The sequence below is a fragment of the Brunnivagina elsteri CCALA 953 genome (assembly GCF_002289455.1).
Lineage (GTDB): Bacteria > Cyanobacteriota > Cyanobacteriia > Cyanobacteriales > Nostocaceae > Brunnivagina > Brunnivagina elsteri.
Genome location: NZ_NTFS01000268.1, coordinates 1 through 9,046, shown reverse-complemented (window position 1 = coordinate 9,046; position 9,046 = coordinate 1). Strand labels below are relative to the sequence as shown.

8 protein-coding genes are annotated in these 9,046 nt (G+C 38.0%); 4 read left to right on the top strand and 4 right to left on the bottom strand.

Annotated elements, in window-relative coordinates:
- Window positions 1-364: 364 nt before the first annotated feature.
- From CK510_RS20580 to CK510_RS20570, 3 genes are all read right to left on the bottom strand, one after another.
- Window positions 365-640 carry a hypothetical protein gene (locus CK510_RS20580; RefSeq protein WP_095723483.1) on the bottom strand — a complete coding sequence of 92 codons (276 nt, stop codon included), beginning with the start codon at window positions 638-640 and terminating at the stop codon, window positions 365-367.
- A gap of 626 nt (window positions 641-1,266) precedes the next feature.
- Window positions 1,267-2,133, bottom strand: coding sequence for a polyphosphate kinase 2 family protein (locus CK510_RS20575; protein ID WP_095723482.1), 867 nt, complete (start codon window positions 2,131-2,133; stop codon window positions 1,267-1,269).
- A 1-nt stretch (window position 2,134) separates the two neighbouring features.
- Window positions 2,135-2,659 carry a phosphoribosyltransferase gene (locus tag CK510_RS20570; RefSeq protein WP_095723481.1) on the bottom strand — a complete coding sequence of 175 codons (525 nt, stop codon included), beginning with the start codon at window positions 2,657-2,659 and terminating at the stop codon, window positions 2,135-2,137.
- Between the two features lie 75 nt (window positions 2,660-2,734).
- Between CK510_RS20570 and CK510_RS20565 the strand changes: the two genes are divergently transcribed.
- The 3 genes from CK510_RS20565 to CK510_RS20555 all read left to right on the top strand — a co-directional run bounded on the left by CK510_RS20565 (window position 2,735) and on the right by CK510_RS20555 (window position 5,910).
- Window positions 2,735-4,177, top strand: a complete 1,443-nt coding sequence (locus CK510_RS20565) for an MFS transporter (protein WP_095723480.1) — start codon at window positions 2,735-2,737, stop codon at window positions 4,175-4,177.
- 251 nt (window positions 4,178-4,428) lie between these two features.
- A complete protein-coding gene (locus CK510_RS20560) occupies window positions 4,429-5,109 on the top strand; it encodes a HEAT repeat domain-containing protein (protein WP_095723479.1) in 681 nt (226 codons plus the stop codon).
- A 246-nt stretch (window positions 5,110-5,355) separates the two neighbouring features.
- A complete protein-coding gene (locus tag CK510_RS20555; protein ID WP_095723478.1) occupies window positions 5,356-5,910 on the top strand; it encodes a phycobiliprotein lyase in 555 nt (184 codons plus the stop codon).
- A 253-nt stretch (window positions 5,911-6,163) separates the two neighbouring features.
- On the opposite strand, the gene CK510_RS20550 is transcribed toward CK510_RS20555, so the two are convergent.
- A complete protein-coding gene (locus CK510_RS20550; protein ID WP_095723477.1) occupies window positions 6,164-7,651 on the bottom strand; it encodes a site-2 protease family protein in 1,488 nt (495 codons plus the stop codon).
- A 520-nt stretch (window positions 7,652-8,171) separates the two neighbouring features.
- Between CK510_RS20550 and CK510_RS20545 the strand changes: the two genes are divergently transcribed.
- Window positions 8,172-8,915, top strand: coding sequence for an MBL fold metallo-hydrolase (locus CK510_RS20545; RefSeq protein ID WP_095723476.1), 744 nt, complete (start codon window positions 8,172-8,174; stop codon window positions 8,913-8,915).
- The last annotated feature ends 131 nt before the right edge of the window (window positions 8,916-9,046 follow it).

Sequence of the window (9,046 nt, the reverse complement as noted above, 5' to 3'; positions counted from 1 at the left end):
ATTAAAATTAGACATCTCCAGAAATTAATTATTCGTTGTCTGGAATCCTTGTAGAGACGTAGCAGTGCTACGTCTCTACATTCATTTTCAGAGATGTCTATTCAGCAAAAATTTTCTCTACTTCTATAAGAATGGCGAAAAAAAAGAATGGCGAAAAAAGAACAAACCCTAAATTATCCCCAATTGTCGTAGGGGTGGGGTCTCCCCACCCTTACTCACTATTGATACGAATGATACAATTGAATACGATTGGTAAATCTATAACATTGGGAAATTTGATTTTCTAGAAGTCCCTTAACTCAATTAGTCAAATGTAGTGCAAAGAGTGTTAGAAGTTAAGGAGGTGAATCAAAGCAAAATTGATTTAGGCTAGATACAGTGACAAACTTAACGCCAATAGGACAGCTAGCACGGGAACAGCAGTACCATATTCGATTCTGCGTGTCTGAACTATCTCTACCACAGACATTGGGATAATCAAAGGCCAAAAAATAGTCGTAATACAGCACATCACAAACGACAAAAAACCATCTTCAACTGAAGAACTTGGACGACGTTGGGAAAACCTGATCCAATTGAAGAAAAAATAACAGGTCATGAGTACGTAACTAAAAACCGTGAATAGTTGGATTTTGTTCACCACAGAGACTCCTTAAGTAGCCAATTTCAATTAAAAACCGTGTTGGATGAATGTCATATACTTACAACCTGTATCCGGCATTTCCGAAAGTTTGTTATTCACTACCAGAAAAATAATTTTAACAAATCAATCTTTCCTTAAGTAAATTAAACTCTACTAAAGTCAATTAATTGACTGTCGATTAAGTAAATATTAATGGAATTATTGAGAATTAGAAATCAGTACATGTACTTGTTCTTATTCTGAATTACTAACTCGCAAATCTACTGGTCTATTATATTTACTAAATACAACTCTTTATCTAAACTTTACAGCCTTTAATGCCATTTTAATGTTATTTCCAAACTTTCTAATTGACTGAGCACAAAGCTATATACAGTAGGCTTTTCCCTATTTGAACCAACCCTATTGTTAATTGGCAAACACTTGTTAATTGTTGGTATAATTTGTTTTTCTTTTTAGGAATTATATAGCTATATTTCACGAGTGCTAATCAATATTAGCATTATTAATTTTTCAACTCACTGGGAGTATAGCTTGTTTTGTCAAAATTTTTGTTGAATTATTTTGGATTGTTCCACAAATGTGGAGACGTAAATCCATCACATCTCCACAATCCTCACTTTCTAATCTTCATTCTCTAATGCAGCTTTTGCCTGGTGCAAGTGCTGTAAGTGGTCATTACTAACTTTCGGGTATTGTAGATTGAGTTGCTTGAGTGTAGTACAAATAATATCGGACACAGCAAGACGGGCAAACCACTTATTATTGCTAGGAATGATATACCAAGGTGCTGATTTGGTACTGGTATGATTAAACATATCTTCGTAAGCTTTCATGTAATCATTCCAAAAAGCACGCTCTTGAACATCGCTAATAGAAAACTTCCAATTTTTCTCAGGTAATTCAATTCGTCTCAAAAAACGTTTTTTCTGCTCTGATTTTGAGATATTCAGGAAAAATTTGAGTATCACAATCCCGTTATTTGTCAAGTATTTTTCAAAACTATTAATCTCCTCAAATCGTTGCTTCCAAATTTGATTGCCAGAAGGTATTTTAGGTAGTTGTTGACTGTTGAGAATTTCTGGATGTACCCTAGCAATCAACACTTCCTCATAATACGAACGGTTGAAGATACCAATTCTACCGCGTTCCGGTAAAGACTTTGTTGTTCGCCACAGGTAATCGTGGTCTAACTCTTCCGAACTAGGAGATTTGAAGCTAAAAACTTGACATCCCTGGGGATTAACACCAGACATTACCTGCTTAATAGTACTATCTTTACCCGCAGCATCCATTGCTTGAAAGATAATTAGCAATGCATAGGTATTTTGAGCATAGAGAATATCTTGATATTTTCCCATTTGCTCAATATCAGCTTGTAATACCCCCAAAGCATCAGTTTTATTCTGATATTTACCCGTATATTCAGGATCGTAATCCTTAAGGAAAATCTTCGTATCTGGTTTGACCAAAAAATAATTATGGTTCATATCAAGTCGCTCTGACAGCAGTATATTTAGAAACTAACTCTGCTGGATTCAGCATTTCATAAGGTTCAAATGGTTGGTGAATCCAAGGATTATCAGCCAAGTAATCGACATAATAATCTGGTGTAATTACTGAACAATCTTTATACCAAATCACAGCAGTCCGAATATCATCCACAGGGATTTTGCTATATTCTTTTAACCAAGGAATTGTTTCTTGGAGTGTGACACCGGAATCAACTAAATCGTCAACGAGGAGAATTCGCGAACCTAAACTTTTAGTCGTCATTGTTACATGCTCAGAAAAGATAAGATTCCCCCTTTCCTGTTTGCCCGCACCACTGTAAGATGATGTAGCTAAAATTGCGAGTGGTTGGTCATAAATACGGGAAAGAACATCTCCAACTCGTAATCCTCCCCGTGCCAGACAGATAATTTGGTTGAACTCCCAACCTGATTGATAAATTTGAGCGGCAAGTTGCTCGATTTTTTGGTGATAATCTGACCAAGAAACGTAAATATCTGGCATAAACAACCTGGTTGATAGGGAATAATGCTTCGTGAGTGGTAATACCTAATTATTTTATTATGAGTGCAAAGTTATATGAATGATTCCTCGCTAAATTCTTCCGAAAAAAACACTGGCAGCGAAAAATTGAATTTAAGTACCAAACTCGCTTTTGGAGCAGGTGATTTAGGTACAGCAATAACTGCGATGATTGGTATTTCTTATTTATCACCTTTTTTGACCGATGTTGCGGGATTAAATCCTAGTCTAGCGGGAAGAACCCAACTGATTGGGAAAGTGTGGGATGCAATCAACGATCCGATGGTGGGAGTATTAAGCGATCGCACTCAAAGTAAGTGGGGTAGACGCTATCCTTGGATGATTTGGGGAGCTATTCCTTTTGGTATCTTTTTCTTTTTACAGTGGATTGTTCCCCGCTTTAGTGGGGATGATAGTGTAAATCAAACAGCTTTGTTTTGGTATTACACAGCCGCATCGATTTTATTTAATGCTTTTTATACCGTTGTTAATTTACCTTACACAGCCCTAACTGCTGAACTGACCAAAGATTATGACGAACGTACCAGTTTAAACAGTTTTCGCTTTAGTTTTTCCATTGGTGGTAGCATCCTGTCTCTGATGATTGCCCTAATTATCAGCGCAATTTTCCCCAAAGACAGAGCTTTACAGTTTTTGATTCTGGGAGCTGTATGTGCAATTATCTCAGTATTTCCCATATATTGGTGCGTTTGGGGAACGAGAAAACGCGCTGAAGCTGTCGCAAACCGCAACCCAGAGTTAGAACAGCCAGTTTCTCTACCTTTATTCCAACAACTCAAAATAGTCTTTACCAATGTTCCTTTTCTCTTCGTTATCGGTATTTATTTATGTTCTTGGTTAGCCGTGCAATTAACCGCAGGAATAATACCTTATTTTGTCGTTAGTTTTATGCGTCTACCACAATTACATGTGAGTTTGGTATTATTAGCTGTGCAAGGGACAGCAATGGCGATGTTATTTGTTTGGACTTATATCAGTCGTCTGGTGGGTAAAAAGGCTGTTTACTGCATGGGAATGAGTTCTTGGCTAATTGCTCAAATCGGATTATTCTTCTTACAACCAGGTCAAATAGTTTTTTTATATACCCTATGTATTTTAGCTGGTGTTGGTGTTTCCTGTGCTTATCTCATTCCTTGGTCGATGTTACCAGATGTGATTGAACTGGACGAAATCCAAACAGGGCAACGTCGGGAAGGGATATTTTACAGTCTTGCTGTCTTTGTCCAAAAAATTTGCTTAGGTTTAGCAGTTGCGATGATGCTGGAAAGCTTAGGTTGGGCAGGATATATCAAACCAACAGCAACCGATCTTGTTCCCATTCAGCCAGATTCCGTACTACAAATAATCCGCTTTTTTATTGCTCCCGTTCCCGCGATCGCATTAGTTTTAGGCTTGGTATTGACCTATTTTTATCCAATTACCCGCGAAATGCACGCTGAAATGCTGTTGAAATTGAAAGAACGGCAAAAAGGTAAGTAGTGAAAGAAGGCAGAGGGCAGAAGGGCAGAGGGGAAAAAGCATTATTTCACAAGCCTTTTTGCAATTTACCACTGGAAAGTTATTTTAGCCAAGCTGCACTAGTCTGGAATATCCGTAATTTCAGTTTTAGTTGGGAGAACAGATTTTGAAGATACACAGGTAGATTTTCGGTAAACGCAATAATACTTAATATTTTGACAATTTCTCTTATAAAATAGTAAATGTAAGTAGCAAGAGCGCTGTAAATATAGATGGCTACTCCAAGCCTCGAAGAACTATCAAGCCAATTAGAAAGCTCGAATTTACGCGATCGCATGGTTGCCCTTGCGAGTTTGCGTGATATCCCTGCTGAAGACGCAGTACCGTTAATTAAGAAGGTACTCGATGACGAATCCCTACAAATTCGAGCGATGGCAGTCTTTGCCCTTGGCATCAAGCAAACAGCAGAATCCTATCCAATTTTGGTAAGCATTCTCGAAAATGACCCAGATTACAGTATTCGTGCGGATGCTGCTGGTGCATTGGGATACTTAGAAGATAAGCGAGCATTTGAGATGTTAGTGCGATCGCTTTACGAAGATACCAATTGGTTAGTACGTTTCAGCGCTGCCGTTGCCCTGGGGAATTTAAAAGATGCCCGTGCCCGCGAAGCATTAATTAATGCCTTAGATGGTCCAGAAGTAGTATTACAACAAGCTGCGATCGCGGCATTAGGCGAAATCAAAGATATCACCGCAGTAGATGATATACTTCGTTTTGCCCAAGCCGAAGATTGGTTAGTCAGGCAGCGTTTAGCGGAAGCACTAGGCAATCTCCCTACCCCAAAAACCGTTTCAGCGCTGAAATACCTGGAAAAAGACAGCCATAATCACGTTTCCGAATCCGCGAAAATTTCCCTCAAGCGGTTAGAAGAGGCAGGATATCAAGTTTAATAGTTAATGGGTAATGGTTCATAGGTAATTGTTATTTGATGAAATAAATAACCACTAACAATTAGAGAACACCAAGAAATAAATTCTCCCAAATTATTGTAGGGGTGGGGTTCCCCCACCCCTATGAAGGGTACGATCAAAAGGTCTGTAATTTTATACATTTTATTTTTTGAAAGTTCTTTAACTATTAACCACTAACTATCAACCACTAACTATCAACCACTAAAAAATAACCAATAACTAATAATGAATATTGAAGAATTCTTTGAATTAAGCACAGGTAAATGGTTTGCTCACCGTACATCCCATGTGGTAGCAGCGAAACAAATGCAAGAAGCAAAATCAGAGATAATTTTTGAAAAAATACCAGCTACAAATCCAGAAATTACCAGAATTTGCGAAAGCTGTAAAATCAATGCCAATTCTCAAATTATTGCTGTAAAAGTGAATTGGAATGATACAACTAAATTAAATCAGAAAAATACTGGTTCGGTTATTTTGGCTTTAGTCGCAGATGCTAGTAATGCCAATGAAGGTAAATTATTCCGTCAGGTTAGTAATACAGAAAAACCACTAACAGGATATTACAAACTTGGTGCTGATGAATCTCTAACGTTAGTAATTGAATCAGAAAATACAACTTCCGAAGAAAAACTATGGTTTGCCAGCGATAATTTACGGATGCGTGTAAGTTCAATAACACATTCTGGTATTTTAAATACGAGTTCTTTTACTACAGAAATCCGTATGGGTGTTTCTCCCGCAAAAACTTCTGAAGCTGCTAATTCCACATCTAATTAGATAATCAAATCCCCGAATCTTTTTAGAATCAAAGACATTACTGTATATTATGGCGGTTCTCAGTTGATTTAAATACAGCTTACGATATGCCTTTGGCATTAAGCTCCGCTTGTCGAGAATACTGTAGGGGCAAACAGTTGTTTGCCCTGACTTTTATTATATTCAATTTGCCCTAATCTTTATTACAACACTTTTCAGAATAGACGCGAGATATCGCGTCTCTACATTCCATTCCTGAATCCTTCTGAAGGATTTACATTCCTAAAAAACCTGCAAAAACCTTCGGGAATGGCAACACAATTAAAACCAAAAAAGCCATTGCCGCAATACCTAAAAAATCACGTTTATTGTCAATTTCCGTAACATCATTCAATGCAGGTTCATCCATTAAAGGGATGAATAGCAGAATCACAGCCCAGAGGAAAAACCCTGGTTGTACTAATGAAAGTAACAGCAACAACAAACGTGCAATTTGCCCGATAATAATTGCATTACGTTGACCAAACATCGCATGAATAATCCGACCACCATCTAATTGCCCAACAGGCATTAAATTTAATGCTGTTATCACTAATCCTAGTAATCCAGCAAAAGCAACGGGATGTAATTCTATAGCTGATTTTGCAGTTAATTGGCTACCCCAAAATATTTTTGATATTAACGTTAATAAAATTGAATATTTAGGATTGAGAATTGTTAAAGAATCCGAACTTAACAATCCTGCCTGTTCGGTGAGAGGAACAATTTTTGATTGTGTCAACCCCCAAAAAAGTAGAGGAAAAGTAGCAATCAATCCAGCGATTGGACCAGCAATGCTAACATCAAATAATGCCTTACGATTGGGTACAGGACTTCGCATTTGAATAAAAGCACCAAAAGTTCCTAAAAAGAATGGTATGGGAATAAAATATGGCAGCGTCACGCGAATTTTATAGCGTTTGGCAGCTAAGTAATGACCAAATTCATGCAATCCCAAAATAGTCATTAATGCCAATGCATAGGGTAATCCTTGCCAAAACAGTCCAAAATTTGCTTGTATTTGCTTGGCATCAACACCTGCAACTTGTACACCAATTAAAGTTGTGGTCAGTAATGTTGCAAATAGTAACCCTAATGCAAATACAGGTCGTGTTAATTTTTCCGAATTGCCATACTGATGCTTGGCAAGTTGTGTATTTGGCACAAGAACAAAGAAAGGCTTTCCGTTCAAACCTTCTTGGAACATAATCAAAAAGCGATCGCCAAATTGTTCCTCAATATTTTCTTTAATTTCTTGGTAAGCTTTGGTTGCATCTGAGCGCAATTGTCCCCGACAAATCACAGCTTGCGGTCGATACTCTATATTTTGCAGATAATATATCGACCAAGGAAAACAATTCCGCAGTTGGGTTTCTTCTGATGGCTCAATCGGACGTACTGGTAATGGCTCTGCGGTAGAATTAATAGCTGATTGAGATTCTGGTGTGGTTGGTTCTGTCTGGGTTCCCTTTAACTCTGGTCGTCGTCCCATTTGAAATAATACCCAGTATAAAATTGGACAAATAATCAAAGGTCCAATCATCAGAGCCTGTGGCGGACGGGTATTTTGACCGTTTACAGCAGTCCATGCTGTCCACAGGGACGCTGGAGCCATCAATATCAACCACAATAGCCAAACTGGGGTTTTTGTGATTTGAGCGGCACTACGCTGCACCATCAAGTAAGTAATAATTCCTAGTAAAAGGAGAAACCAAAATGCCATGTTATCTTTGTGTATTTTGAAACAAACGTCTTATCAGGGGAGGGCAGAAGGCAGAGGGCAGGAGGAAATAGAAGAAATAAAGACTTATATTTGTTACCTCTGCCATAAGGGTTTAATAAGCGGAGGGCAGAATCCCTATCTGATTACCTTCTGACGAATGCCTCCTGACAAATTCAAGTGATTTTGAATTGTAGATTGTATATTTTAGATTATAAAATGCTTGATTTTAATTCAGCATTGTGCCGAAATCATTGCGAAAACGGCTAGTTATACAAAATGGTTTAATACCAAAATTTTGAATATCCGATATAGTTTCTTCGCATTTTGAGAGCAAAGACAGCTTAAACTACAAGTTTATTTATATTTTGTTATGTAGTTCATTTTTATTTTTCCACCACGGTTGGTTATACACTCTATTCTCTACTTTGATTTACAGGTTTTAATTACTTGAGAATTAATACTTGAAAATATTTGTTACTTTTGCCAGCTAATACATCACTCCTTAAAATCCACCCTTCCCATGTCCTCCTTAAATCAAAATCCGAGTCAAACACTTAAGCAACCACGGGTTGTACTAAATAATATTTTCGCTTTTCCACCAAATCGGGACACACTGGGAGGAACTGCTTATTTCATTGTGAGAAATGAAGGCAATATCCTGATCGATTGTCCAGCTTGGGACAATATAAACCAGGATTTTATCAGATTGCATGGTGGTGTACGTTGGTTATTTATTAGTCATCGTGGTGCTATTGGCAAAACCGCAGAAATTCAACAAGCCTTTAATTGCAAAATTGTAATTCAGGAACACGAGGCTTATTTGCTGCCGGGACTAACTTTAACTACTTTTGGTCGCGAATTAAAATTAAATCCAGCTTCTGCGATCGCGACTCAGGTTGTCGTAGACATCAAACCAGCCAATACCAACGGTAGTATCGCGGAATTAATTTGGACACCAGGGCATTCTCCTGGTTCTTCTTGTCTCTACTATAGCGATTTTGGCGGCGTATTATTTACCGGAAGGCATATACTTCCCAATCCTAAAGGTGAAGTAACACCAATCCGAACTGCCAAAACCTTTCATTGGTTTCGTCAAATTAAAAGCCTAAAATTACTACTCGAAAAATTTTCACCCGAAACACTTTCACTTTCATACATTTGCCCCGGAGCTAATACTGGTTTCCTCCGAGGTGAACGTTTGATTGAGAATCCTTACTTACACCTAAAGAACTTGGATTTAGAAGCTTTGGAAAAAGGGGAATAGGGGCAAATTGCTTTTCCTCCCAGAGCAGGAAGGTAAAGCTATACTCAAAACGGATAGAATATAAACCTTTGTCATGCTGACGAAGGTAGGCGAAAGACTTCCCGTTCCCTCGTTCGCCTTTGGCGTTCCCG

Bases quoted from the DNA above. Each gene is read 5' to 3' on its own strand.
- CK510_RS20575 (WP_095723482.1), bottom strand. From the start codon at position 2,133: ATGAACCATAATTATTTTTTGGTCAAACCAGATACGAAGATTTTCCTT.
- CK510_RS20570 (WP_095723481.1), bottom strand. From the start codon at position 2,659: ATGCCAGATATTTACGTTTCTTGGTCAGATTATCACCAAAAAATCGAG.
- CK510_RS20565 (WP_095723480.1), top strand. From the start codon at position 2,735: ATGAATGATTCCTCGCTAAATTCTTCCGAAAAAAACACTGGCAGCGAA.
- CK510_RS20560 (WP_095723479.1), top strand. From the start codon at position 4,429: ATGGCTACTCCAAGCCTCGAAGAACTATCAAGCCAATTAGAAAGCTCG.
- CK510_RS20555 (WP_095723478.1), top strand. From the start codon at position 5,356: ATGAATATTGAAGAATTCTTTGAATTAAGCACAGGTAAATGGTTTGCT.
- CK510_RS20550 (WP_095723477.1), bottom strand. From the start codon at position 7,651: ATGGCATTTTGGTTTCTCCTTTTACTAGGAATTATTACTTACTTGATG.
- CK510_RS20545 (WP_095723476.1), top strand. From the start codon at position 8,172: ATGTCCTCCTTAAATCAAAATCCGAGTCAAACACTTAAGCAACCACGG.